Source organism: Ochrobactrum sp. CGA5, from assembly GCF_006345815.1.
Lineage (GTDB): Bacteria > Pseudomonadota > Alphaproteobacteria > Rhizobiales > Rhizobiaceae > Brucella.
Window position 1 is genome coordinate 175,304 of sequence record NZ_VCIG01000004.1, and the last position, 25,459, is coordinate 200,762.

A 25,459-nucleotide genomic window follows, 5' to 3' on the forward strand; every position below is an offset into this window, starting at 1 on the left:
GGGACGAACAGTAACAGTACTTGGGATCGTAAAGAAAAATCCTTAATGGACTTTCGCGATACGCATCTCGATTAAGTGGATGATGGAAACAATGCTTACTTCGCAACAATGGCTTCCGGTCGAGTTGCTCAATATCGGTTTGGCGGCTGCACTTTTCTTTGCCTGCCTGGTCCACTCACTGTGGAAGGCTGTCTTTGACGAGCTCAATCCGGTATTCTGGCGCCGCACGGCGGCTCTACTCTGGGCCGGTATATTCATTGTCGCGCTGAGTGGCGGAATTGAAAGCTTCAACTGGCCGCAGGCTATTGGCTGGCTTCTCGTTCTTGGCGGTGTAGTTGCGACCGTCATACGCACCGGCATGAGCTATTATCGCCAATATTGCGCCCATACATCGCGTGGTGTCCATTCAGGCCGCACCTGGCTTTCGGGACGGTGATCGAAATGTTTGCAAAGACTTTAGAAATGCCTTTGCGGCTTCACCGCCCCAATAGTTTGCGTTCGTTCTTTATCCGCGCCTTTGCTGCTGTACGATCCCGTAAATGTTCGTAGAGCGTGCACCTGATCGGCAGTAGCCAAGAACGGGACCTTCGGCTTCGTCCAGTGCTGCTGCCATCGCATTCACATTTTCCTGCGTCAACTGCCCTCCAACAACTGGAATGTAGTAGGTCGCAAGGCCGGCTTTCTCTGCCACACGTGCAATTTCGTTGAACCCGGGCTGGTCGGGCCCGCCTTCGCCATCCGGCCGATTGCATATGATCGTGCGAAATCCTTCCGCGGCAATGTCGCGCACATCGTCGGGTTCGATCTGGCCCGAAACCGAGTAATTGTCGTCTACTTGGCGAATATCCATTTCTTTCCTCGCTTGCCGTCCAAATTGCGACGGCTTGTCCGTTGGCAACTTACATTAAAGTTGTTTTCATGCCACATGAAACTGTCGGGAGAGCGGACGCGATAACAGGGGAGCCATTAAGATGACGATCCACAAGGTTAGCCAGAGTGCTGCGCGTATCGCTCATCGCGCCTCGTGTTCCCAGGAGGGTGCACGGATAGTCCCGGAAGAAGTGCCGGTGGCACTGAGCTATAACGGCTCAACGCAAGCCGTGATGATGGCTACTCCTGACAACCTTGAGGATTTCGCGATCGGTTTCACCCTCACCGAGAATATCGTAGATAGTGTTTCTGAGATAGAAGCGATTGAGGTCGTGACCTTCGAGAAAGGCATCGACATACAGATCAGGCTGTCCGAACGCCCCGAGCAGAGGCTTGCCGCGCGACGCAGATTCATGGCCGGCCCCGTTGGTTGTGGTCTCTGTGGCATCGATTCCATTGAACACGCTTTGCGGCCACTTGGGGCGCTCGGTGAACACGGTCGAAAATTTTCCTCTCACGATATTTCGATGGCCGTCGCATCACTTGCTGAAGGTCAGCATCTGAATGCCCAGACCCACGCGGTTCATGCCGCAGGCTTATATGTTCCTGGGGAAGGACTTATAGCTGTGCGTGAGGACGTTGGACGTCACAATGCATTGGATAAGCTCGTCGGTGCCGTCTCGCGTATTGGTAGCGCTCCTGAGGACAGTGTGATTGCCATCACCAGTCGCGTATCCGTCGAGATGGTACAGAAGGCAGTCATGTTCGGTGCGCCGGTTCTGGCGGCGATCTCTGCTCCGACAGCACTTGCCATTCGAACAGCTGATAAAGCCAATCTGACGCTTGTGGCGTTGGTGCGAGGTGATGAATTCGACGTTTATACCCACGGAGAGCGCATCGCCGGAGAATGAATGACCGGCCCTCATAACAAGGCCGGTCAGAAAATCCTTACACGAGTGCTGCTATACGGCTGCGTTCGCTAATGATTTGCAATGCTGCATTGGCTGCTTCCACGCCTTTCACCTTAAAGTGAGCGTGGAAGAAGTCGTGGTGTTCCTTGCTTTCATGGAAGTGGTGCGGCGTCAGAACGACACTGAGCACGGGAACTTCAGTCTCAAGGCCGACTTGCATCATGCCGTTGATAACGGCCGTCGCCACGAAATCGTGCCGATAAATCCCACCATCGACCACAAAAGCCGCGCCGACGATGGCGGCATATTGGCCGGTCTTGGCCAGAGATTTGGCATGGAGGGGGATTTCATAGGCACCAGGGACGTCGAAGATTTCGACTTCCACGCTGGTGCCGACCTTTGTGGACAGTTCCGCAACAAAGCTCTTGCGGGCTTCGTCGACAATATCGGCGTGCCAACGGGCTTGTATGAAAGCAATTTTGAAGGAAGTCTTGTTCGGATAGCTCTGGTTCATAGGTTCCTCACGAAACTAGAATCAGGGCGCACAAAAGAACACACAGACGATGCCCGAGGACATAATCCTAGCGCTCAATCGCTCTCTTCCATCCGGACTTTAACCGTCGGCTCCGGCATCTCACCGGATCTGCTAACCCTGAACTGAAACCCAATCGGCATCATTTCAGGTGCTCGCGGGCTCGAAACTTTCGCTTCATACCGCCGGTGGGGAATTTCACCCCGCCCCGAGAACAAGCTCACACACCATTGTGCGAGCGGCGCGAAACTATGTCCTTTCCCCAAACTTGTCTAGTGAAATGAGGGGAACTCTATGTTCCAACCGCAATTTGTAAATGCCATCGCCGGAAACCGTCACAATCCTCGCGCGATAACGAGACGCTGCACGTCGCTGGTGCCTTCGTATATCTGGCAGACGCGAACATCGCGATAAATACGCTCAACTGGATAGTCAGCCAGATAACCGTAGCCGCCATGAATTTGAATTGCGGCGGAGCAGACCTGTTCGGCTATCTCGGATGCGACGAGTTTAGCCATTGATGCTTCCGTCAGGCAGGGCCTGCCCGCCTCGCGTAGCGTGGCTGCATGAAGGACCATTTGGCGGGCGGTCTCAATCTTCGTTGCCATGTCGGCCAGCCTGAAAGCGATGGCCTGATGCTCGATAATCGGCTTGCCGAATGTAATCCGCTCCTTGGCGTAAGCACATGCAGCTTCAAATGCCGCACGGGCCATGCCGACTGATTGTGCCGCAATGCCGATGCGCCCGCCTTCCAGATTGGCAAGTGCGATTTTGTAGCCCTGGCCCTCATCGCCCAGTCGGTTTTCTACTGGAACGCGCATGTTGGTGAAAGCAAGCGCACAGGTATCCGACGAATGCTGGCCGAGCTTGTGTTCTATGGAAACAACTTCGTAGCCGGGAGTATCTGTTGGCACGATGAAGGCCGAAATGCCTTTCTTGCCTGCCGATGGATCAGTGACGGCAAACACGATCACCACGCTGCCGTTCTTGCCCGATGTGATGAATTGCTTTGAACCATCGATCACATAATGGTCACCATCACGGCGCGCGCGGGTTTTGAGCGCGGAGGCGTCAGACCCGGCCTGTGGTTCGGTCAACGCGAACCCGCCGATCCATTCGCCGGAAGCCATCTTAGGCAGAAAACGTCGCTTCTGCTCTTCAGTGCCGAAACGCAGGATCGGAACGCAGCCGACGGACGAGTGGACTGAAACGATGGTTGAACATGCTCCATCGCCTGCAGCGATCTCTTCCAACGCCAGAGCATAAGCAACTGTACCTAGGTTGGAACCACCCAATTCTTCCGGCACCAGCATACCCAGAAAGCCAAGCTCGCCCATCTCGGTGAGTTCTGCGCGCGGAAAAGCATGTTCCCTGTCGCGGGTAGCTGCCCCCGGCGCAAGGCGTTCTTGCGCGAACTGGCGGGCGGCATCGCGAATTTGCTCCTGCGTATCGTCCAAGAGCATCACACGATCCTCTCGATGCCGACGGCAGTCGCTTCGCCACCACCCAAGCAAATACCCGCCACACCGCGCTTCAGACCATGGGTTTCGAGCGCCGCAAGCAGGGTGACAAGAATGCGCGCACCTGACGCGCCGATTGGATGGCCAAGGGCGCAGGCGCCGCCATGAATATTAACCTTGTCGTGGGGTAGATCGAGATCGCGCATGGCCGCCATTGTTACGACCGCAAAAGCCTCATTAATCTCAAAAAGATCGACATCTTTCAGGTTCCAGCCAATTTTCGCGGACAGCTTGCTTATGGCTCCGATCGGAGCAGTCGGGTAAAGATTCGGCTTGTCGGCATGGGTTGCGTGTCCGAGCAGCACAGCACGTGGGATAAGGCCGCGCTTCTCCGCTTCGGAAGCGCGCATGAGAACGAGGGCTGCTGCACCATCCGAAATCGAGGATGAGTTGGCAGCCGTCACAGTGCCGCCGTCACGAAATGCGGGCCGAAGGGTGGGAATCTTGTCCAGTTTTGCCTTACCGGGTTGCTCATCAATAGAGATTTCGACTTCATTGCGACCCGTCTTCACTGCCACGGGCGTAATTTCGGCGGCGAAAAGACCGTCTTTGATAGCGTTCTGCGCACGCATCAGTGACGCAATGGCGAACTCATCCTGAGCTTCGCGAGTAAACTGATAAGCTTCGGCGCAATCTTCGGCAAAGGTACCCATGAGGCGGCCTTTGTCATACGCATCTTCAAGCCCGTCGAGGAACATGTGGTCGATGATCTGTCCGTGCCCCATACGATACCCGCTACGTGCCTTGGGCAGCAGATAGGGGGAGTTGGTCATGCTCTCCATACCGCCGGAAACGATGACATCGGCAGAACCTGCCAGCAGCAGATCATGTGCCAGCATCGTTGCTTTCATGCCCGAGCCACACATCTTGTTGACGGTAGTTGCGCCGGTGGAAACAGGGATTCCGGCCTTGATCGAAGCCTGACGCGCCGGAGCCTGTCCCTGACCAGCAGGCAGGACACAGCCCATATAGACATCCTCGACAGATTCTGGCGCAAGGCCTGCGCCGGCAAGTGCGCCGCGAATGGCGGCGGCACCGAGGTCTGTTGCCTGGGCATTGGAAAAATCGCCTTGAAAGCCGCCCATGGGAGTACGGGAAGCACCGACAATAACAATAGGATCGCTGTTGGACATGGTTGTTCCTCGTTACTTTGCTGCCATGCGAAGTGCACCATCCAGACGGATGACTTCACCGTTGAGCATTTGGTTTTCCACGATGTGGCGGGCGAGCGCCGCATACTCGTCCGGGCGTCCGAGGCGTGGCGGGAACGGCACGGAAGCGCCGAGGGCATCCTGCACTTCCTGCGGCATGCCGGCCATCATCGGTGTTGCAAATATTCCAGGTGCAATTGTCATGACGCGGATACCGTGACGCGCTAGCTCGCGCGCTACTGGTAAGGTCATGGCAGTAACACCGCCCTTGGAGGCGGAATAAGCCGCTTGGCCGATCTGGCCGTCGAAAGCTGCAACGGAGGCTGTGTTGATGATGACGCCGCGTTCCCCGCCTTCACCGGGCTCGTTATTCGCCATGGCTTCGGCAGCGAGACGCAACATATTGAATGTGCCGATCAGATTGATCGAAATTGCACGCGTGAAGCTTTCCAGCCTATGTGCGCCATCGCGACCGAGAACCTTTTCGCCGGGTGCCACACCCGCACAGTTAACGAGTATATCGATACGCCCGAAAGCCTTGATTGCAGCCGCAATGGCAGCCTTGCCATCCGCATCGCTGGTGACGTCGGCGCGGTGAAATTTTGCCGCAGCGCCAAGTGCTTTAGCCTGTGCTTCACCGGCTTCCGCATTCACATCGAGAAGCATGACTTTCCCACCGGCATCAACGGCCATTTTTGCAACGGCAGCACCGAGGCCAGAGCTTGCGCCGGTAATAAGAAATACTCGATCTTTAATCTGCATATGCTTGTCCTCAGGCCTTCGTCTGTTGCTGTTTGTCGATTTCCGCCTTGCGAAGCAGGAAACGCTGGATTTTTCCACTCGGTGTCTTGGGAAGTTCGCTCAGGAAGTCAATTTCGCGCGGGTAGGAATGGGCGGAGAGCCGCTTCTTCACATGCAGTGCCAGCTCGTCCTTCAGTTCCTGCGTGCCTTTGAAGCCGGGCGCAAGGATAACGAATGCCTTCACAATTTCCGTTCGCTGCGGGTCCGGTACGCCGACAACCGCCGCTTCGTTAACAGCGGCGTGCTCAAGAAGGGCACTTTCGACGTCGAATGGTCCAATGCGATAGCCAGATGATGTTATAACGTCGTCTGCGCGACCAATGAAGCTGATCGAACCATCCGGCTCGAATTCCACGGTGTCTCCGGTGCGATAGTACCCACCCGCAATGGATGGCGTTTCCTGCTTGTAATAGCCGGAAAACCAGAGAAGCGGCGACTTTGCTATATCCACGGCAAGAATGCCAGGCTGGTTGGGGCCAAGCTCGTTGCTTTGTTCATCCAGAACAGTCACGCGATAACCGGGCATTGCATAGCCAGCCGAACCGTGCCGAACGGAATGGTCAAGACCGTGATGATTGTTCACGACCATGCCGAGTTCAGTCTGGCCGTAGTGATCGTAGATTGGTGTGCCAAGATATGCGTCGAACCAGCGAATGACTTCCGGGTTCAGCGGCTCTCCAGCACTGGAGACTACTCGCAGGCGACCCTTGATATGTTTCGCAGCTTCCGGTCCCTCTGCCATCAGCAGACGAAAGGCGGTCGGCGAACCGGCGAGGCTGGTAATGCCTAGACGCGCGATGATGTCGTAGGTACTTTCAGCGGTGAAGCTGCCTTCGTAAAGCGTGGTTGCCATTCCAAGCTGTAACGGTCCGGTAACGGCATAATAAAGACCATATGCCCAGCCTGGATCGGCAATATTCCAGAAAATGTCGTCCGAACGCAGACCGATGGCTTCGCGCATATAGGCGCCAAACGCCATCAGCGCATAAAGTGGGACCGGTACGCCTTTCGGTAGGCCGGCGGTACCGGAAGTTGACATCATCATGAACAGGTCGCTGCCCTTGCGGAGGACTGGAGTACAATCAACTGAAGCAGAAGCGGTTGCGGCGCAAAAATCGATGTCATCAACGGGTAGATCATCGCCCGACGCCAGCACGATTGCTACTTTGGGGCAGTTTTCAACTTCCGTCAGCTTAGAGCGATTGGCTGTATTGGTTACGACCAATTTTGCGCCACTGGTTTTCAGACGATGTTCGATCGCCTTTGGGCCAAAGGCGGTGAAAAGCGGCTGATAGATCGCGCCGATACGCCATGCGCCGAGAATGGTTGCAATAAGTTCTGGTGCGCGCGGCAACAGACCTGCGACCACGTCGCCGGCGTTGACACCGGCGTCTTTCAGTACATTGCCGACCCGAGCGGCCATATCGCGCAGGTTCTCGAAGGTGAATTCGGAAAGCTTGCCGTCGGCTGCAATAGCGCGCAGGGCTACGCGATCATGGCCAATATGCCGGTCGCAGCATTCAATGCAGGCATTTATGCCGGTTTCAGGATTGCCGTGAAGCTTTGCAATTGCATCTTCGATGCGAAATTGTGCAACGGCATCATCATAACGCGTCAGTCGCGCTGAAACGGACGTTTCAGTCATCCAGTATAACCTCCCTGATCGCCACCTCCTCGTGGCCCACCATGGCTAAAGGTTAACCTGTCATGCATTGCAAACAATGACATTTGATGCATTAATATGTGATCGATTTTGCAATGAAGAGAAACGATGGAACGCCATAATATAGCGCCGGGCTTTATCGAGGATGCACTCGAAAGCGTGCGGGCCCGGGGAATGGATACGGCTCCCCTGATGGCGAAGATCGGCCTATCGGAAACGATGGCGGAACCAATAACCAATGTGGAATATGGTCGTTTGTGGTGGCTGATTGCCGAAACGATCAGCGATGAATTCTTCGGGCTGGCTGCAAGGCCGATGCGCCCCGGCAGCTTCAATCTGCTTTGTCATGCAGTGTTGCACGCTGGCACGCTGGAACGGGCTTTGCGGCGGGCCTTACAGTTTCTCAATGTGGTGCTGGATGATCCGCAAGGCGACTTGCGTGTCCGCGAAGGCATGGCTCATGTCGTTCTGACCGACGCCGGACCTCCGAGACCGGCCTTTGCCTATCGCGCCTATTGGCTGATCCTGATGGGAGTGGCATGCTGGCTGGTCGGGCGCCGTATTCCGTTGCGGACGCTCGATTTTGCCTGTCCTGCTCCGGTTCATAGGCAGGATTATCACAAGTTCTTTGGCGCGCCGGTTCTGTTTGATCAGCCGGTGACGCGACTGGTTTTTTCGTCGTCCTATCTATCGCTGCCGATCATCCGCAGCGATTTGGCGCTGGAGAGTTTCCTAAGAGAGGCCCCAGCCAACATTCTCATCCGCTATCGTCACGATAATGATCTTTCCGCAAGGGTACGCGCGCAACTGAATGCTTTGCCAATCACCGACTGGCCATCTTTTGAAGAGTTGGCGAAGGAACTTGGCATGTCCGTTCCGACCTTGCGACGCAGGCTGCGCGGAGAGGGCCAGAGCTTCGGCACGATCAAGGACGAGCTGCGTTTCGTGGCGGCCGAAAGGCTTTTGCAGGAAAACAGGCTCAGCGTAGCTGAAGTGGCTACAGAGCTTGGCTATAGTGAGCCGAGCGCCTTCTATCGCGCATTCCATAAATGGATGGGGCAAAGCCCTGGGCGATTTCGGACTGTACAGCAGGAAGAATAAAAACACCGGGCATTAGAGCCCGGCATTTTGTCGCTTGGGAAGCTTGTATCAGTCTTCCTTGATCATGCTGTCCTTGCTCGTATCCCGCATGCGCAGATAAACGATCAAGGAAATGCCGATCATGACGGTGACATACCAATAAAAGCCGCGTTCCCATCCACCATTCTTGAAGCTTAGAGCTACATATTCGGCGGTGCCACCGAAGAGAGTGTTGGCCAGAGCGTAGGGCAGAGCCACGCCGAGTGCGCGAATATGCGCGGGGAAAAGTTCCGCCTTCACCACAGCGTTGATGGAGGTGTAACCGGTGACGATGATGAGCGCACCCATGACCAGCAGACCGGCTGTGATCGGATCGCGGGTCTGTTCCAACGTCGTGAAGATCGGATAGGTGAAAAGAACACCGGCGGTACCGAAAGCGATCATCAATGGCTTGCGGCCAATCCTATCCGACAACGCGCCGGCGATGGGCTGCAAGCACATGAAGACGAACAGCGTCACTGCGTTGATCTGGCTTGCCACCTCGCGGCTGAAACCGGACGTGTTCACAAGGAACTTCTGCATGTAGATCGAGTAAGCGTAGAAAGCGAGCGTACCGCCAGCAGTCAATAACATAACGAGAGCGGTTTCTTTCGGATGATGCTTTATAAGCGTCCAGAAGCCAGATTTCGGAGCGTTTTTTGCCTTCGCATTCTTAAAGCTTTCGGTTTCCGCAAGACCGCGACGCAGCCAGAAAACGACAACGGCAAGCAGTGCGCCGATAAAGAACGGAATACGCCAACCCCAGGATTCCAGTGCTGGAGTTTCCATGGTCGACTGCAGCACGATCAGAAGCAGGATTGCGAGGAGTTGTCCTGAAATGAGTGTGACATACTGGAACGAGGAGAAGAAGCCGCGGCGATCCTTGCCCGCCATTTCCGACAGATAGGTGGCGCTGGCGCCATATTCACCGCCGACCGACAAGCCCTGCATCAAACGCGCGAGTACAAGAAGGGCCGGGGCCGCGATGCCGATGGACTGGTAATCCGGGGTCAGTGCAATGATGAGCGACCCTGCACACATTAACGTTACAGACAGCGCAAGGCCTGCCTTGCGGCCTTTACGGTCGGCATAAATGCCCATGATCCACGCGCCGATGGGGCGCATGACAAAGCCGACAGCAAAGACTGCGGCGGCACTCATGAGCTGCGCGGTCTGGCTTTCGGACGGGAAGAAATGCGGTGCAAAGTAAAGCGCAAATGCTGCGTAAACGTACCAGTCGAACCATTCGACCAGATTACCGGTCGAGCCGCCGATAATGGATTTCAGGCGGCTATTGGTGCTTTGCACTTCGCTCCGTTCGTTAGTAATTGAGACCATGGGTTGCTCCTTCAAATCTATCGATTTTGAGTTTCACCCCTTGTTGTGGAACCGGATCGGAGAAGCGGTTATGGGGTGTTTTCCGTTGTCTTGAACTCGTCTTGCCGCATTTCCACTTGGGTTAGTGGGGACAAGGCTTGTATGGCGCTGGTGAATAATTTCGGTCCGTGCTCCGCGTCAGCTTCGAGCATGCAATGTCAGTAACCCGGCCGATAAAGCGCGGCCCCGGAGCCGGTGGGGATGCGGGTGCTATACTGATGTGGTTCACGGCTAACTCCTCCCTTCGAAACCCCCTTTTTCGAAGTGGCGTTAACATGCTGTAGTGGAGAAATGATCGCCAGAGAGAAGGCTTAAAAAGATTAATATATTGAAATTAAAAAGGTTTCGGTAAGAATTGGTATGTTTTCGCGTGGATGTTGTGCAAGTTTCTGCGTGACTTCCTGATGGATTTTGCATAAATCAGCACAAATGAAGATGTTGCCGAAGACCACAAAACTCCTCATGGTTGCTCTCGCATTTTTGCTGGCAATCGGTGTGTGGTTTTCTGCCCGGCTGTGGGCCGAAAGCGGGGCGTTGGATGGTCTTCGCCAGGATGCGACGCTTATAGCGCGCCAGCAAACCCGCCTTATCGACAGCGAATTGGCAAAGTTTCGTTTATTACCGGTGGTTTTGAAGGAAGATAGCGATCTCCGCGATGTGCTCGCGGACGGTTTGACGGAGGCGACCGCTCGTCTGAACCAGAAGCTTGAGCTTCTTGCACATCAGATTGGTTCGCCAATCATCTATGTGATCGCTCGTGACGGTACGGTCATCGCCTCATCGAATGCCGATACGCCAGAGAGCTTTGTTGGGCGCAATTACGATTTCCGGCCTTACTTCAAGGGTGCGATGGCGGTAGGTTCGGCAGAATACTATGCTATAGGCGATCTGAGTGGTCGTTTTGGCCTTTTTCTGGCGAGACGCATTGGTGACCAGACTAACCCGGTTGGTGTGGTCGTCATCAAGTTTGAGTTCCATCGGCTGGTGCAAACTTGGGCAAACGACCCTGGTCAGACTTTTGTCGTTGATCCTCGCGGGATCATTCTGGCCTCAACCGACAAGGCCGAAGACCTTCGTTCCTTTCATCCGATATCAACCACAGAACGCTCCAAGATTATCGAGAGCGGGCAGTTCAATGCTGCGGACATGAAACCGAGCAGCTATCGCTTCGCACCGGATGGGATGATGATCGGGCCTTCTGGTGGATATTCTGTTGCTGTTGACGAGCCGATTGCCGAGACTTCTCTGAAACTGGTTCATATCGAATCCACGGGGCGGGCGTTGCGCGTCGCCAACGATCTTGCGCGCCTGATAACGGTGGCAGCTATGCTCGTTTTCGTCGTGATCGCCGGTGCCGTTTATTGGCGGGTGAGCCGCGCAGCGCGTGCCGCAGCCTATCGTGGCGAGCTTGAGACCGCGGTTGCAGAGCGCACTGCCGCATTGAGCGCGGAAATGACAGAGCGTGAACTGGCGGACAAACGCTTTCGCGACGCACGGGAAGAGCTTGCCCAAGCTAACAGGCTCGCCTCCCTCGGGTCTATCACTGCCGGGCTGGTGCACGAGATCAACCAGCCCGTCGCGACCATTCGGATGCTCTCGGAAAACGCACAGCATCATCTTGCCAACGGCAAGCTCGATAAGGTCGCTAGCAACCTCAATGCATCTGTGGAACTAACAGCGCGTATAGGCTCCATCACACAGGAGATGCGCCGGTTTGCGCGCCGTCGAAGTGGTGTGGTTCGCCCGCTTCCGTTGAATGAGCTTGTGGATGGCACAATGCTGCTGATGGGAGATAGGTTCCGCAACGCGAAGGTGCAAATCGATATGCCGGGACGTTCCGACGTGCTGCTGCTTGCCTGCCGCATTCGATCGGAACAGGTACTGGTGAATTTGCTGCAGAACGCATTGGATGCGGTTGCGAACACCGAGAATCCGCATGTTTCGTTCAAAATCTGTGAGGAAGGCGACCACATTTCCCTTGTCGTCGACGATAACGGGCCCGGTATTGATCCCCAGTTGGGCGACGAGATTTTCAGCCCGTTTGTGACAGGCAAGGCGGAGGGCCTCGGTCTGGGATTGGGTATTGCAAGAGACCTGATGACCGAAATGGAGGGTACGCTGCGGCTTGTATCATCGCAGCTTGGCGGTGCAGCTTTTGCGGCAACTTTGAAGAGGGCAAAGCGTGATGGTAATTGAGCCTTTGCGGGTGATGCTGGTCGATGACGATGTGGCATTTCGCACGGCCTTGGCTGATTCATTTGAAATTGCGGGTCTCGACATTGAAGCCCATGGCGATGGTCAGTCTGCTTTGACCAGCTTGACACCCGATTATCCGGGCATCGTTGTCACCGATATCCGCATGCCTCGGGTCGATGGGCATGCGGTGATGGAAGCATTGTTGGCGCGTGACCCGGAGCTGCCGGTTATTCTGATGACCGGACATGGTGATATCGGAATGGCCGTTGCTTCTCTCAAGAAGGGCGCGTTTGATTTTATAGCCAAGCCATTCGCGGCGGATCATCTGATATCGAGCGTGCGTCGTGCACTGGAAATGCGTCGACTGGTATTGGAAAATCGCCGTCTTCGTCGCGCTGCGTCAGATGCCGAGCAGGATTACCCCCTGCTCGGCGAGACATCGGTGATGGTGCGGCTGCGCGACACCATTCGCCAGCTTGCCAGTGTCGATGTCGATGTGTTGATAGAAGGCGAAACTGGGACAGGAAAAGAATTGGTGGCTCGCCTCCTGCATCGCTGGAGCGCGCGCCACTCCCGCAGCTTTGTTGCCATTGATTGTGCCGCTTTGCCGGACGCTATCGCTGACGAGGTTCTATTCGGCAATCGTATCCAGCGTGGAAGAATAGTCGATGCGGATCGGGGTACATTGTTTCTTGACGAAATCGACAGCATGTCCCCGTCCGTCCAGGGCAAGCTGCTGCGTGTTGTCGAAGAACGTGAGCTGCCCTCGCTAACTGGCGAGCCGCGCGCAGTAACTCTGAGGATCATTGCCGCTGCGAAGGGCAATATGGAAGAAGCGGTGGCCAGCGGTCGCTTTCGTTCCGATTTGTTTTATCGCCTCGAAACGGTCAGGTTACGTGTTCCGCCTCTGCGGGAGCGGCGACAGGATATTGGTTTGCTTTTCTCTTATTTCCTTGATGAAGCGGCAATCCAATTCGGCCAGTCCCGACCCACGATTGATGCAGTAATGGAAGCGCGACTGAATTCCGACGAATGGTCCGGAAATGTTCGCGAACTGCGCAATTATGCCAAGCAAGTGGTGTTGGGACTGGGTTACGACCAAATCCCGGAGCCGAGCTCACTTTCTCTATCGGAGCAGATGGATCGTTTTGAAAACGGTGTCATTCGCGCGACTCTGGAGCGTTGCAACGGTGATGTCGGAGTGGCCTCGACTTTGTTGCAAATGCCGCGCCGAAGCCTCTACGCCCGTTTGCAAAAGTTAGCTATTGATGCATCGGCCTTCAGGAAACGCGATTGATTGCGTCAATCCAACAAGGGTGCGATTGCTAACCCTGTCCACCACAAACGCATCCGCTCCTTGTCGGTGTTACGGCTTTCGAGAGCTAGTTTGCAGCGATAAAACGCTGGCGGCTGATCCATGCGGCTCCGATACTACCGTGCAAAAAGCCATTCGAGAGCGGCACGTCGGGATACACCGTTCGCAAGCGCGCGATCCCTTCGGCGGGACTAATAAATCGGTTCAAAACCTGATCATGGATACGAGCTACTTCCACCATATCGCAATCCTGCGGTGACAGTCTGAAACGCCTGATCCCCGCTTCCTGCAGGTCGGGTAGATCCTCCATCAGCGACTGACAGGTATGAGAGAGCGTCTGCACACCATTGAGGGCTAGGAACGGTTGACTATCAAGCGTCTTGACAGACAGTCCGTCCGGTTCTTCTCCGCATACAAACTGGCAATTGTCTTTGATATGCCCCTTAGAACGCGCATGCGCGCAACGGGCTGAAATCGCTAGCGGCACTCGTCCGAATGTGAATATCTCGAAATCGATGTCCGGGGCAGCTTTGACAATTTCTCGGATTGAGCTGATTGGCAACTCCGGCGGAAGGCATATCGAATGGGCACCGCGGGCGGCCAAGACTTTAGCAGTTGCAGCATTATAAACATTGACCAGCGGACCGACTATGTGCGGCAAACCGGACAAAAGTCCCAACGCTGACAGGTCGTTCGCCTCCACCGGCAGCGCCGCCTCGTTGATCGTCTGACGGACCTGTTTTGCTTCCCGTTCGAGCATCACGAGTGCCAGCGAACCGAGATTCACGGTCTTTCCTGCGCGTTGCAGCCGCTCAATCACAGCGTCCATATAAGGCGTCAGGAAATGGAACCGTTTGGAGCATACGATTTCACCCACCGTGACACTCTCTATCGGGGCTTCATCGGCAATACGAAAATAAAAGTCTCGCCATTTCGGGCCATCCCACAGGAATAGAACAGGGCCGAGGCTGAGGCCGGGTGCTGACATATCTATCTCCAGCGCTTGTCGTAGGCGCCCGAAGTCGTCTGCTGGCCTTCGCTTAGCAGTCGGAGGCGGGACAAGAGAGCGGCGCGGTTTTCGGGACTTGCGGCGAGCGTCTGACGGAGTGTTGAGACGACTTCGCCAACATAAGCCTTGCCGCGCTGGCGGCCTTCGACCTTCAGCGCCGATACGCCTGCCGCTCGCAACGCATCGATATGATTCATGACATCGAGCGAAACCGGATCTTCGAATGCATAACCTTGGTCGTCCGCGATACGGAACCGACCTTTGCAGAGCGTTGGATAGCCGGCGGGTTCGCCCGACGGAAAGCGATTGATTGTGTAATCGCCGAGTTCGGAGACGAGTTCCTCTCCATCTCGGCGATAGCGGACGTGGCTGGCCGGCGAGCAAACACCGTTCATGTTAGGCGATCTGCCGGTGGCGTAGGACGACAGAGAGCATCGTCCTTCCGCCATCACGCATAGTCCACCGAATACGAAAACTTCCATTTCGCAGTCAATCTTGCGACCGAGTTTCGCAATATCAGCAATGGTCAAAACGCGCGGCAACACGACGCGCTTTGCCTTGAACGCATCGACGAGAAACTGGATTGCGTCTGCGTTGGAAGCGGAAGCTTGTACGGATACGTGGAGCCGCTGAGTCGGGTGCTTCTCGGCGGTATAGGCCATCAACCCAAAATCGGCGAGGATGACTGCATCTGCGCCGAAGGAGGATGCATCGTCCACGGCTTGGTACCAAATGTGTTCGTCGCCCGCACGCATGAACGTGTTGATAGCAACGAAAACCTGTGTCTTGCGAGCATGGGCAAACTGGATTGCGTCGCGTAGTTCGTCGCGGCTGAAGTTAAGGCCAGGAAAATTGCGCGCATTTGTTTCGTCACGAAAGCCGCAATAGACAGCATCTGCTCCCGCACCGACTGCTTCACGCAAGGCTGACGGCGTGCCCGCCGGACAAATCAGTTCCATCCGTTAGCTTCCTTGCCGAGAGCTTTGCTGCGTACGTAATTTGCGATGCCGCGAACCATCGGGGCAAATGGTCCGGCGCTTGTGCCGAGGTCGGATGGAAGGTCGATGTTGCAGTCATCTAGCGCATTGCGGAGCGCCAGCATGGCTTCCATATCGCCTGTTACGGTAATGTCTCGCGAGAAAAAGAGCGCGTCACCATCGAGTTTTCCCTCAAGAAGCGCAAGCAGCATAACCAATGGTCCTTCGATGCCTGCATCTACTTCTGTCGGTTCCTCTCTACGTACTATTGTAATGCGCGGCTTATCCGGTTCGATCACGAAAGCGAACGGTATGTCGGACGGGCTAAAGCGAAATCGCTTCGTTGCATAGTCGCCAAGGCGCTCGAACAGTTCTGGATGTGCGCGCATCACCTGAAAGAAAACGCGCGAGACAAAAGGGGCGAGCAGAATTGGCGGGACAATCCGGGCCGAAACAGCCACAGCTGGAGGTATCTTCATCATCACTCAGCTCCGGTGAGCTTTACAAGGTGAAATTAGAAGTAGGCGATTCAATACAGGGAGAGTTTGATTCAGATCAAAGACGGCGAAAGAATTCGATACTCAAAACTAGGGTATGAAAACGGCCCGATCTTTTCCATCGCATTACGATTGCCTGCAAAGCTTCTTGTCGGAGCTTGAGCATCGCAACGATCTCGTCCGGATTAAGCGTCCGGTATCTCTTGTCCACGAGATAACGGAAATTCATAAACGTGTAATTGAAGTCGATGGCCCAGCATTGCTTTTCGAGCAACCGGTCGATGCTGATGGGCGGCCGCATTCAATCCCTCTCGTCGCCAATCTTTTTGGTTCCGAGCGACGTATTGCATTGGGACTTGGCCGTTCTGTCGAGGAAATTCCCGATCTCGCAGAGATGCTTGCTGAATTGCGGGCACCAAAGCCGCCCCGTTCGGCAGGCGAGATATGGAGCAAGCTGCCTTTGGCAAAGGCCGCGTTGAATATGCGCCCACGGCGTGTCCGAAGCGCAATGGTGCGGGCGACGATAGTGGAAGGTGAAGGCGTCAATCTCGATATGCTGCCGATCCAGTGGTGCTGGCCGGGAGAGCCAGCCCCGCTTGTCACCTGGCCGTTGGTTATCACACGAGCACCAGACGATCCATCCGATGTGAATGTCGGAATCTACCGCATGCAGAAGCATAGCCGGGAAAAGTTGATCATGCGCTGGCTAGCCCATCGAGGCGGAGCGCGTCATCACCGCATGTGGCAAAGGCGGGGGGAGGATATGCCTGTGGCAGTCGCTATCGGGACCGATCCGGCGACAATCCTTGCAGCGGTTATGCCGTTGCCCGAGGGGATGAGTGAACTTGCCTTTTCGGGCTTGCTTGCTGGACGAAGGCCTGTCGTCGTTGATGGGCACACAGTGCCGCTCTGTGTACCCGCTAACGCTGAGATTATTCTTGAGGGACGAATTTCCGCATCCGCCACCGCGCCAGAAGGACCGTACGGTGACCATACGGGCTATTACAATAGTGTCGAGGAATTTCCTGTCATGCAGGTTACGGCGATCACCATGCGGAAAAATCCGGTCTATCTTTCGACCTATACTGGTCGCCCGCCGGATGAGCCCTCAAGACTCGGCGAAGTGATGAACGAGCTGTTTGTGCCGATTGTACGAAAGCAGTTCCCGGAGATCGCTGATTTGTGGCTGCCTCCAGCTGCTTGTTCCTATCGTGCAATGGTGGTTTCGATAGACAAGCGCTATCCCGGACAGGCCCGGCGGGTGATGATGGGGCTTTGGTCGATGCTGCCGCAGTTCAGTTATACGAAGCTTATAATCGCGGTTGATCCAGACATAAATGTCCGCAATTGGGATGATGTCATGTGGGCGCTCGCCACGCGCTTCGATGCGAGCTGCGATGTTATCATGCTTGCCGACACACCAGTGGATTATCTCGATTTCGCTTCCCCGCGCTCAGGCTTGGGCGGAAAGCTTGGGCTTGATGCGACCAACAAGATCGGCTCGGAAACGGAGCGAGAATGGGGCACCGTTTTGAAAATGAGTGACGATGTAACTGCCCGCGTGGATGCTATGTGGGGTGAGCTTGGGTTGAATAAGGAAAGCATGCGATGAAACGGGTTGTCGTTGGCATTTCCGGCGCATCTGGTGCTCTCATCCCGCTCAAGCTTCTGCAGCAGCTATCCACTTTAAAAGACGTTGAGACTCATTTGGTCGTGTCGGACGCTGGACAGCAGACTTTGCATCACGAGTTGGGCCCCAATGGCTATGCGCTTCTGCATAGACTCGCGAACAGAAGCTATTCTGTCGGCGATATTGGTGCTCTGATCGCGAGCGGATCGGTCGCAACCGCTGGTATGATCATTGCACCCTGCTCGATGCGGACCCTCGCGGCGATCGCAACGGGGCACAGCGACAGTCTATTGACGCGCGCCGCAGACGTTCATCTGAAGGAACGGCGTAGGCTGATCCTGATCGCACGAGAAACGCCGCTGCATCTGGTGCATCTACGCAATATGTGCTCGGTTACGGAAATGGGGGCGATAGTGATGCCGCCCGTCCCAGCCTTCTACTTCAAACCCCAATCGATCACTGAGGTGGCCGATCAGATCGCGGCACGAGCCATTGATCTGATCGGCATTGCCGGGAAGCAATCGGAAAGCTGGGCGGGGATACCCGGCAGTCGATAACAGTAGTTGCCCCTTAAGCGAAAGGTTCGGTTGGGCTATTCGCTGGCTGTGTGAACCATTTCGGTCCGGTTGCCGTCATGTGTATATGATCTTCCAGACGAATACCGAACTGGTCCGGGACCACGATCATCGGCTCGTTCGAGAAGCACATACCTTGAGCAAGTGGGAGTGAATTCCCGCGAACGACGTATGGAGCCTCGTGAATTTCCAGACCAAGCCCGTGACCAGCGCGATGCGGAAGACCCGGCAGCGCATAATCCGGCCCCAATCCATGCTTCATGAGCGTAGCGCGCGCTGCGTCGTCAAGGCTTGAACAGGCTGCACCAAGTTTCGCTGCATCAAAGACGGCTTGCTGCGCTTCACGTTCGATTGCCCAAATGCGGGAAAACTCTTCGCTCGCCTCATCCAGCATGTAAGTGCGCGTAAGATCAGAGTGATAACCGTCGATACGACATCCGGTATCCACAAGAATAACGTCACCCGTCTGATAGAGTTGCTCTCCATCTGCGCCATGCGGCAACGAGGTCGCGGCTCCGAAAGAGACGATGCAGAATGTCGAGCCGTCAGTAGCGCCGAGAGAACGATGCTGTTCATCAATAAAGCGCACTACTTCACTTGCAGCGATGCCGGGCTTGATCAGCGCATGTGCGCGGCGATGGACTTCGAGTGTTAGATCCATCGCGTACTGAATGATCGCAATTTCATTGGCCGACTTACGGATGCGCTGTTCACGGATTAGTTCGCCGCCGTCAAGCAAGCGATCCGGCGAGATTTCATGTTTAAGTGCATTATAGACGAACAGCGGTACTGCATCGTCCACGGCAAGTGTCGCACCTGCCGGAATGAGTGACGCTACCAGCGCGGCGCTACTTTCCTCCTCCTGCCATACGCGGATTTCTCCCGGCAGGTGAGGCAGGCTTTCGACTCGGCTCTGTTCAAAGCCGGGAACGATATAAATGACTTCCGATTGTGTAACGAGGGCACCCAGAAAGCGTTCGCTGATGTGCCAGACAAGCCCCGTGTAATAACGCAAACTTGCCGTTGGTCCGAGTAAAAGCCCCCCAATCCCGCGTTCTCTCAACTTGCCTTGCAACACTGCCAATCGCTCAAGACGTTCTGCCTGTTCGATCTGCGGAGGAGATGACGGTGAGGTCATGATGCATACCTTTGTGATTTGTTTCTGGCAAAGCCATCGCCTGAGCGCAGCTTGCTCGTGGGCAGATATATCACGGCTTTGCTATTCTGAAAGTCATCTCTCTGCCGATGTGTTTAAGAAGTTCAAGACGCGAAGCTGATCCGCGAAACACGATACAACGCGCATTGATCGGTGCTTTAAAGCATAAGAGCGGGGCAGCTGACCGCGAATCCCTCAGATGGCTGTACCATCACAAACTGATGATGATGTGGCACACGAGTTCGTGTTAAATTGCGAGCAGTGGCCGAACAGATAAAGTGAGGTCACGTGGCAGTAATAAAATGTCTATAAAAGGCGCAGTTTCAAAAGTGGGTTAGTGTCTGTGAGGTTTTATGCCTGAGTTATGGCAATGGGTTTCGGCCCTTGGCTTTTCAATTGTTATCATCGTTGCGGCGCTGGTTTATCTCAACACGTCAAACCGTGAAACACCTGGTGATACGTTTAATCTTTCTACGAAAGTTGGGGCTGTAGCTGTGGCATTCGTTGCTGCCTTCGCAAGCCTCGCCGCTGCTGCTATCATTGACTGATCCGTCGCTCATATTTTGGGCGGCGACGCTCTTATGCACATAACCGCTCGCGACGAGCGACCACGAGCGTTTATCAAAAGCTTGCAATGCCCCATCAATGCCTTGCCCTATAAGACAATCGAAATTGGCTTGGAATATATAAAATTCCAACCTTTTAAAGTTTACGGAATGAGCAAAAATCCGCTAAATGGAACATTATGGAGAGATATAGAACGATTGCGAATTTTCGGTGAAGGCCGCTTTCAGGGGACGGTCTATATCTCGACATCGGCGAAGGTTGCCTTTTCTGTTTGATCTGGAATGAGCGCCGCCACCGAAGATTATACTTAGCGCACTTGTTTGCTCTACAGTGAAGTCCAAGATGGCAATCATTGGGCGTTGCAAGGTGTGGTGCATGCGGGTTGATTGTGCCGCAATTTCAATACTAAAGATACGATTGGTCATAAGGGGTTCACAGGAATTGGCTTGTGGATCGATTTTGAAGCGGGCAGGGCTTTGACCTTGCTGACCAATCGCATTCATCCGATAAGCCATTTCGACAGTGATATTCTTTCACTGTGCCGAGGCGTTGGCGACGTAATTGCATCGGGATAGGAGACGTCTATGCAACCAATATGGGCCGTTGGCTTGATGACTGGTACCGTTCTCGATGGAAATATCGATGTAGCCCTGTTGAAGACGGACGGTGAAACCATCACGGAATTTGGCGCCTATGCGCTGAAGCCTTATCCGCGCTGGATCCGTGACCTTCTGGAACGCGCGCAGGCCGAGGCTCGCATCTGGAATTTTGAAGGCGCGGAGCCTTCCGTGTTTGCTGAGGCCGAAGAAGCGCTGACTCGTGCGCAGTCTGCGGCTGTACGCGAACTGGTCGATGAAAGTGGGCTGTCTATGGCAGACATCGGCGTTGTCGGTTTTCACGGGCAGACGGTTCTGCATCGTGCGCCGCAGGCAGGCAGACTGGGTGAAACAAGGCAGCTTGGCGACGGTGGGCTCATGAGCGAGCTGCTGGCAACCAAGGTTGCTTATGATTTCCGAACAGCAGATATTCGTGCTGGCGGGCAGGGAGCTCCTCTTGCAGCCGTCTATCATGCGGCCCTGCTGCGCAGTGCCGACCCGAGTGGCAATACCGCGATTCTCAACCTTGGTGGTGTCGGCAATATCACGTGGTGGGACGGTGACGATGCGCTCGTGGCGTTCGATACCGGTCCGGCCAATGCGCCGATCAACGATTTCATGAAGGCGCGTGGTTTGGGCGAGATGGACCGTGACGGAGCGCTTGCCGCAGAGGGCAGCGTAGACGAAGCTCGGCTCGATGAACTGCTCAAACACTCCTATCTGACCGCGCCATATCCGAAGTCATTGGATCGCTTTGATTTTACTGATTCAATGGCCGATGGTCTGAATGAGGCAGACGGCGCGGCTACATTAACTGCCTTCACCACTTCTGCGGTTGGTAAAGCTCTGGATATTTTGCCACGTCGGCCAAGCCGGCTTGCCGTCAGCGGCGGTGGTCGTCGCAATCCAACCATGATGCGCATGTTGGTTGAGCGCGCGAAAGTAGAACTGATACCTGTTGAAGCACTTGGTTGGCGAGGCGATGCAGTAGAAGCTGAATGTTTTGCATTTCTCGCTGTGCGGGTTCTGCGCGGACTACCCATAAGTTTTCCGAGCACGACGGGCGTCCCGGCACCCATGACGGGCGGAAAGCTTGCCGGTTGAAAAGATGATATCTATCCAGCCTATCCAACAGTCAGTGTTGACCGCATTGCTTTTGTATTCCGCCCCATTGGATGAAGTTCAAGTTCCAATGCGTTTGTCGGGCAAGGCACGCTAAAAGCGTTATTGTCGTATAAAAATGATCCAGCATTAGTGTAATTCACTAACGCGATCATATGAAGTTACGCAACGTCACCCTTTCATCCGATATTTCATTTCTATTGCAAATGAACAGGAGAGAATACGAAACGCATGCGATCTTTACGTTGATTTAGGCAGTTCTCTTTATAAATCTAAATTATCATGGAGAAATGCAATGAAAATTATGCGATTCCTATTCTGTTTGTTCCTGCCATTTGTGTGGCTATCCGGTGCCGTCGCTGAACCGCTAGCCAAGCCGACGGGTAAGCCGATACTTGTCATATCCGGCAATATCTCGAATACGAATGTTGACGATACGGCCCAATTCGACCGGGACATGCTCGAAGCTATCGGTTTGGTGACAGTAGAAACGACCAATCCGTGGTATGATGGCCGCGTCCGTTTCGAAGGCGTATTGATGGACAAGCTTATGGCGCTTGTTGGTGCCAAAGGAACGAACGTGACTGCGGTGGCGTTGAACGATTACGTTAGTAAGTTGCCGATGGAGGACTTCACGAAGTTCAATGTAATTCTTGCCATGAAGCGAGATGGCAATTACATGCCGGTTCGCGACAAAGGACCCTTGTTTATAATCTACCCATATGACAGCGACCCACAGCTCCAAACTCAGACCTATTACACACGTTCTGCCTGGCAAGTTGCCAAGCTGATAGTTGAATAGAGGCAAAGTGTGAGACGAATTCTAGGCGTTATTATCTGTTGTTTTGTAGTGGCAACGGCTTATATCGCCTATGTCATTGCTGAACGACAGACAGCGCTTCAGAAATTCTCCCGGTATAACGACTCATGGTCCATTGGACAAACGGTGTCGGAATATATGCGGCTTGAACACGTCCTGGCTGTATATGCCTTGGACATGAACGAGGAGCACCGCGACGAAGTACGGCTGCGGCTCGATATCATGTTGGGCCGACTGGAGCTGCTACAGCAGGGCAACCTGCGATCGTTCATCCAAAATGATCCGCAACGCCGCGATCTGTTTTTGAAGTTGAGCGATGTTCTACAGACGCTTGACGTTCGCCTCGAGAAGTTGGATCTCGCAGGCATCAAGACAGTTCTGCAATCGATGAGTACGCTTGATGGGCCTATGACCGCGCTCGCGTCGTCAGCCGTTGAATATGACGTTGGACTTATCGATGCCGCTCAGTCGGAAGTTCGACAATTGCACCTTATCTATACCGGTTTAGCGGCTGGCCTCATCCTTTGCGGCGTGGTGCTGGTCATTCTTCTGCTTCGCCACAACAAGCTTCTTGATCGGGCGCATGGCAGTATGCAGCGCCTGACGAGCGACCTGCGACAAGCGACAGGTGAGTTGCAATCGCAGAATTTTCGGCTCGAGCATGACGCACATCACGATGCTCTGACTGGGTTACCCAATCGGGTTCTGTTCCGCCAGGATCTGGAGAAAAGGCTTGAAGCTGCACAATCGGGAGGCCAGTCGGCAATCATTCTTCTTCTGGATCTCGATGGTTTTAAAGACGTCAACGATACACTTGGGCATGATGTCGGCGATGCGCTGTTGCAGGCAGTTGCGAAACGCCTCACCAAGCTTGGTAGGCAAGGCGACATGGTCTGCCGCTTGGGTGGCGACGAATTTGCTCTGCTTTCCACAGGACGGCAGGAAGAAGAAGCTCTTGAACTTGCAGATCGTCTGATGGAGGCGATCAGTCAGCCTTATCATGTCGGCGAGCTGGAGATAAAAATCGGCACTTGTGTTGGTGTCGCAATTTCCGAGGGCGAGCCGGATACGGAAGAGCTTTTCAAGCATGCCGATCTGGCACTCTATGAAGCAAAGGCGCTTGGGCCAGGTCATGCGAGTGTGTTCAAATCCCAGATGCAGACACGTTTGCGGGAGAAAAAATCATTTGAAGCCGATCTTCAGAAAGCACTGGAGAACGGTGAAATGGAAGTCTATTACCAACCGCAAGCCTGCACAATAACGCGCGAAATATGCGGTTATGAGGCCTTGCTCCGCTGGACCCATCCAATACGCGGCCCTGTTTCACCCGTTGAATTCATTCCGGTTGCCGAAAAAATTGGCTTTATACATACCCTTGGAGACTGGGTACTCAAGACGGCCTGTCTACAAGCTGCAGGTTGGAACAAGCCGCTTAAGATTGCGGTTAATCTGTCTCCCGTTCAGTTCCGTAGCCTCAACCTTATTCAAAGTGTTCTGGATGCACTTGAACAAAGCGGGCTTAATGCGGAGCGGCTCGAACTCGAGATTACAGAATCGGTCTTGCTGGACAAGAATGAGCAGACCTTGAGCACGCTGCGCCAGTTGAAAGCATTGGGCATCCAGATCGCTATGGACGATTTTGGAACGGGCTATTCGTCGCTTGGCAGTCTCAGCGGGTTTCCATTTGACAAGATAAAGATCGACCGATCTTTCGTGCGCGACGTGACAACCCGTCCAGATGCACTGGCAATCGTCGAACTCGTAACCGGTGTTGGGCGCAGTCTCAGAATGGTGACAATTGCGGAAGGCATCGAAACCGAAGAGCAGTTTGCGTGCCTTAAACGACTGGGGTGCGATCAGGTTCAAGGCTACCTTATAGGCAAGCCGATACCCGCATCAAAGCTCAAACACCTGCATATTGGCAGCGGACAGGACGTTAACACGGTCGGTCTGGCTTCAGATGGCTGATCCAGTGTCGTGACAACTCGCCTCAGAGACGCAAATCAGTGTATGTTCACACACTAATAACCCCGTAAAGTTACATGTGATGCATTCAATACGTTAGAGCATATTTGCCGTTCGTTCGGACGCATGCTCTGACATCGGGGAATTGGGGCGTAGAAATTGCTGAAAGTACACGGAATTAACGTACCGATCGCGTCTGGCGAAGTATCGCCGGTTATCTGGCAGGCTTTGACAAGCGGCAGTTATGAAGCCAAAGAAGCGCGCTCGATTTTCAAGGCAGTAAAACCGGGAGATCGCGTGTTGGAACTCGGCTCGGGTATAGGGATTATTACCTCACTTATTGCCCAAATTGCAGACGTGTCGGTTTGGGCTTTCGAGGCAAATCCGTCTACAGCAGCACTGGCTCGTAGAGTTATTGATGCTAACGGCCTGGATAATGTTGTCGTTTCTCAGGGCATTCTTACGGCGGGTGAACCGGGCTCGTTTTGCTTCTATGTACGGCGCGACCTGTGGATGTCTTCTATGGATGAGAATCAAGGACCGTACGAACGCGCTATAGAGTTGTCCTCTGCGAATATTGACGAGTTTATTGCCCGGCATAATATCAACGTTCTCGTTATGGATATTGAAGGTGCTGAACGCGACCTGTTGCAAAACGCCGACTTGACTGGAGTGGAGCGCATCTTCCTAGAACTTCATGATCATCTCTATGGCCTGGCCGGCATCAGAGACATGATGCATGCACTCGCAGTGAAAGGATACGCATATGATCCTCGTGGCTCCCAGGGGCCATGCGTTTTGTTTGCCAAGGATGACGGCGTTCGGGAGTATGAGCCCGAGTAAAGAGTTACACGCTTACGCTTTGTGGTGTTGAAAAGAGCTGTGGTGTGCATTGTTTGATTGCAGCTCTGTGGAAAGAATTTTTGAAAAAAGAGCAAATTGGTCGTTGACAGTTTTGTTTAGTGGGGTCTATATGGCGCCACAACGATGGCGGCGACGCTGCTAGCGGCAGGTTGATGCGTCCATGTTGTTGGTTGAAAGGGTTGGGTTTATACTTGGCTTGAGTAGATTTTGCGCATTGACGGGGCTT

The 25,459-nt window shown here is 54.3% G+C and carries 24 protein-coding genes and 1 riboswitch; of the genes, 12 read left to right on the forward strand and 12 right to left on the reverse strand.

The annotated features are described in order from the left end of the window. The first annotated feature begins 91 nt into the window (after positions 1 to 91). Positions 92 to 436 (forward strand): hypothetical protein, encoded by a 345-nt coding sequence (locus FJQ48_RS04660; RefSeq protein WP_139974037.1) that lies wholly within the window; start codon positions 92 to 94, stop codon positions 434 to 436. A 69-nt stretch (positions 437 to 505) separates the two neighbouring features. Here FJQ48_RS04660 and FJQ48_RS04665 read toward each other — a convergent pair whose 3' ends face one another. Continuing rightward, the gene (locus FJQ48_RS04665; RefSeq protein WP_139974038.1) at positions 506 to 850 is read right to left on the reverse strand and encodes a TIGR01244 family sulfur transferase; all 345 of its coding nucleotides are present in this window, start codon (positions 848 to 850) and stop codon (positions 506 to 508) included. Between the two features lie 121 nt (positions 851 to 971). On the opposite strand from FJQ48_RS04665, the gene fdhD reads away from it, so the two are divergent. Next, entirely contained in the window at positions 972 to 1,781 is an 810-nt protein-coding gene (gene fdhD, locus FJQ48_RS04670; protein ID WP_139974039.1) for a formate dehydrogenase accessory sulfurtransferase FdhD, read from the forward strand. A 37-nt stretch (positions 1,782 to 1,818) separates the two neighbouring features. Here fdhD and FJQ48_RS04675 read toward each other — a convergent pair whose 3' ends face one another. From FJQ48_RS04675 to FJQ48_RS04695, 5 genes are all read right to left on the reverse strand, one after another. Further along, positions 1,819 to 2,295, reverse strand: coding sequence for a 6,7-dimethyl-8-ribityllumazine synthase (locus tag FJQ48_RS04675; protein ID WP_139974040.1), 477 nt, complete (start codon positions 2,293 to 2,295; stop codon positions 1,819 to 1,821). A 76-nt stretch (positions 2,296 to 2,371) separates the two neighbouring features. After that, a riboswitch (FMN riboswitch) is annotated at positions 2,372 to 2,533 on the reverse strand. Between the two features lie 115 nt (positions 2,534 to 2,648). Beyond that, positions 2,649 to 3,776 carry an acyl-CoA dehydrogenase family protein gene (locus tag FJQ48_RS04680; protein WP_139974041.1) on the reverse strand — a complete coding sequence of 376 codons (1,128 nt, stop codon included), beginning with the start codon at positions 3,774 to 3,776 and terminating at the stop codon, positions 2,649 to 2,651. Then, entirely contained in the window at positions 3,776 to 4,966 is a 1,191-nt protein-coding gene (locus FJQ48_RS04685) for an acetyl-CoA C-acyltransferase (RefSeq protein ID WP_139974042.1), read from the reverse strand. The genes FJQ48_RS04680 and FJQ48_RS04685 overlap by 1 nt, the downstream gene beginning before the upstream one ends. Positions 4,967 to 4,978: 12 nt before the next feature. Beyond that, complete coding sequence (locus tag FJQ48_RS04690; protein ID WP_139974043.1) at positions 4,979 to 5,746, reverse strand: 3-hydroxyacyl-CoA dehydrogenase; 768 nt, start codon at positions 5,744 to 5,746, stop codon at positions 4,979 to 4,981. Positions 5,747 to 5,756: 10 nt separating this feature from the next. After that, the gene (locus FJQ48_RS04695; RefSeq protein WP_139974044.1) at positions 5,757 to 7,430 is read right to left on the reverse strand and encodes an acyl-CoA synthetase; all 1,674 of its coding nucleotides are present in this window, start codon (positions 7,428 to 7,430) and stop codon (positions 5,757 to 5,759) included. A 126-nt stretch (positions 7,431 to 7,556) separates the two neighbouring features. Here FJQ48_RS04695 and FJQ48_RS04700 point away from each other — a divergent pair, with 126 nt between their 5' ends. Beyond that, entirely contained in the window at positions 7,557 to 8,549 is a 993-nt protein-coding gene (locus tag FJQ48_RS04700; RefSeq protein ID WP_139974045.1) for an AraC family transcriptional regulator, read from the forward strand. Positions 8,550 to 8,597: 48 nt separating this feature from the next. Here FJQ48_RS04700 and FJQ48_RS04705 read toward each other — a convergent pair whose 3' ends face one another. Further along, entirely contained in the window at positions 8,598 to 9,905 is a 1,308-nt protein-coding gene (locus FJQ48_RS04705) for an MFS transporter (protein ID WP_139974046.1), read from the reverse strand. A 468-nt stretch (positions 9,906 to 10,373) separates the two neighbouring features. On the opposite strand from FJQ48_RS04705, the gene FJQ48_RS04710 reads away from it, so the two are divergent. Both FJQ48_RS04710 and FJQ48_RS04715 read left to right on the forward strand, forming a co-directional pair. Continuing rightward, the gene (locus tag FJQ48_RS04710; RefSeq protein ID WP_139974047.1) at positions 10,374 to 12,140 is read left to right on the forward strand and encodes an ATP-binding protein; all 1,767 of its coding nucleotides are present in this window, start codon (positions 10,374 to 10,376) and stop codon (positions 12,138 to 12,140) included. Beyond that, on the forward strand, positions 12,127 to 13,437 hold the full coding sequence (locus FJQ48_RS04715) for a sigma-54 dependent transcriptional regulator (protein ID WP_139974048.1): 1,311 nt from the start codon (positions 12,127 to 12,129) through the stop codon (positions 13,435 to 13,437). Before FJQ48_RS04710 ends, FJQ48_RS04715 begins: the two co-directional genes overlap by 14 nt. An 85-nt stretch (positions 13,438 to 13,522) precedes the next feature. Here the strand turns inward: FJQ48_RS04715 and FJQ48_RS04720 are convergent, their stop codons facing one another. Genes FJQ48_RS04720 through FJQ48_RS04730 form a run of 3 tightly spaced genes read right to left on the reverse strand, consistent with a single transcriptional unit; the run spans position 13,523 to position 15,923 of the window. Beyond that, on the reverse strand, positions 13,523 to 14,443 hold the full coding sequence (locus tag FJQ48_RS04720) for a U32 family peptidase (protein WP_139974049.1): 921 nt from the start codon (positions 14,441 to 14,443) through the stop codon (positions 13,523 to 13,525). Between the two features lie 2 nt (positions 14,444 to 14,445). Then, positions 14,446 to 15,423, reverse strand: coding sequence for a peptidase U32 family protein (locus FJQ48_RS04725; protein ID WP_139974050.1), 978 nt, complete (start codon positions 15,421 to 15,423; stop codon positions 14,446 to 14,448). Further along, positions 15,414 to 15,923, reverse strand: a complete 510-nt coding sequence (locus FJQ48_RS04730; RefSeq protein WP_139974051.1) for an SCP2 sterol-binding domain-containing protein — start codon at positions 15,921 to 15,923, stop codon at positions 15,414 to 15,416. Before FJQ48_RS04730 ends, FJQ48_RS04725 begins: the two co-directional genes overlap by 10 nt. Positions 15,924 to 16,035: 112 nt before the next feature. Here FJQ48_RS04730 and FJQ48_RS04735 point away from each other — a divergent pair, with 112 nt between their 5' ends. Together FJQ48_RS04735 and FJQ48_RS04740 are read left to right on the forward strand one after the other, a co-directional pair. Next, positions 16,036 to 17,550, forward strand: a complete 1,515-nt coding sequence (locus FJQ48_RS04735) for a UbiD family decarboxylase (RefSeq protein ID WP_139974052.1) — start codon at positions 16,036 to 16,038, stop codon at positions 17,548 to 17,550. Beyond that, on the forward strand, positions 17,547 to 18,125 hold the full coding sequence (locus FJQ48_RS04740; protein ID WP_139974053.1) for a UbiX family flavin prenyltransferase: 579 nt from the start codon (positions 17,547 to 17,549) through the stop codon (positions 18,123 to 18,125). The genes FJQ48_RS04735 and FJQ48_RS04740 overlap by 4 nt, the downstream gene beginning before the upstream one ends. A gap of 13 nt (positions 18,126 to 18,138) precedes the next feature. Here the strand turns inward: FJQ48_RS04740 and FJQ48_RS04745 are convergent, their stop codons facing one another. After that, complete coding sequence (locus tag FJQ48_RS04745; RefSeq protein ID WP_139974054.1) at positions 18,139 to 19,281, reverse strand: Xaa-Pro peptidase family protein; 1,143 nt, start codon at positions 19,279 to 19,281, stop codon at positions 18,139 to 18,141. 371 nt (positions 19,282 to 19,652) lie between these two features. On the opposite strand from FJQ48_RS04745, the gene FJQ48_RS04750 reads away from it, so the two are divergent. Continuing rightward, a complete protein-coding gene (locus FJQ48_RS04750; RefSeq protein ID WP_139974055.1) occupies positions 19,653 to 19,847 on the forward strand; it encodes a hypothetical protein in 195 nt (64 codons plus the stop codon). Positions 19,848 to 20,042: 195 nt separating this feature from the next. Here FJQ48_RS04750 and FJQ48_RS22890 read toward each other — a convergent pair whose 3' ends face one another. After that, entirely contained in the window at positions 20,043 to 20,369 is a 327-nt protein-coding gene (locus FJQ48_RS22890; RefSeq protein ID WP_180350125.1) for a hypothetical protein, read from the reverse strand. A gap of 81 nt (positions 20,370 to 20,450) precedes the next feature. On the opposite strand from FJQ48_RS22890, the gene FJQ48_RS04760 reads away from it, so the two are divergent. From FJQ48_RS04760 to FJQ48_RS04775, 4 genes are all read left to right on the forward strand, one after another. Then, positions 20,451 to 21,566, forward strand: coding sequence for an anhydro-N-acetylmuramic acid kinase (locus FJQ48_RS04760; RefSeq protein ID WP_139974056.1), 1,116 nt, complete (start codon positions 20,451 to 20,453; stop codon positions 21,564 to 21,566). A 313-nt stretch (positions 21,567 to 21,879) separates the two neighbouring features. Then, positions 21,880 to 22,386 carry an oxidoreductase gene (locus tag FJQ48_RS04765; RefSeq protein WP_139974057.1) on the forward strand — a complete coding sequence of 169 codons (507 nt, stop codon included), beginning with the start codon at positions 21,880 to 21,882 and terminating at the stop codon, positions 22,384 to 22,386. A 9-nt stretch (positions 22,387 to 22,395) separates the two neighbouring features. Beyond that, the gene (locus FJQ48_RS04770; RefSeq protein ID WP_139974058.1) at positions 22,396 to 24,372 is read left to right on the forward strand and encodes an EAL domain-containing protein; all 1,977 of its coding nucleotides are present in this window, start codon (positions 22,396 to 22,398) and stop codon (positions 24,370 to 24,372) included. A gap of 156 nt (positions 24,373 to 24,528) precedes the next feature. Next, positions 24,529 to 25,212, forward strand: a complete 684-nt coding sequence (locus tag FJQ48_RS04775) for an FkbM family methyltransferase (protein ID WP_139974059.1) — start codon at positions 24,529 to 24,531, stop codon at positions 25,210 to 25,212. The last annotated feature ends 247 nt before the right edge of the window (positions 25,213 to 25,459 follow it).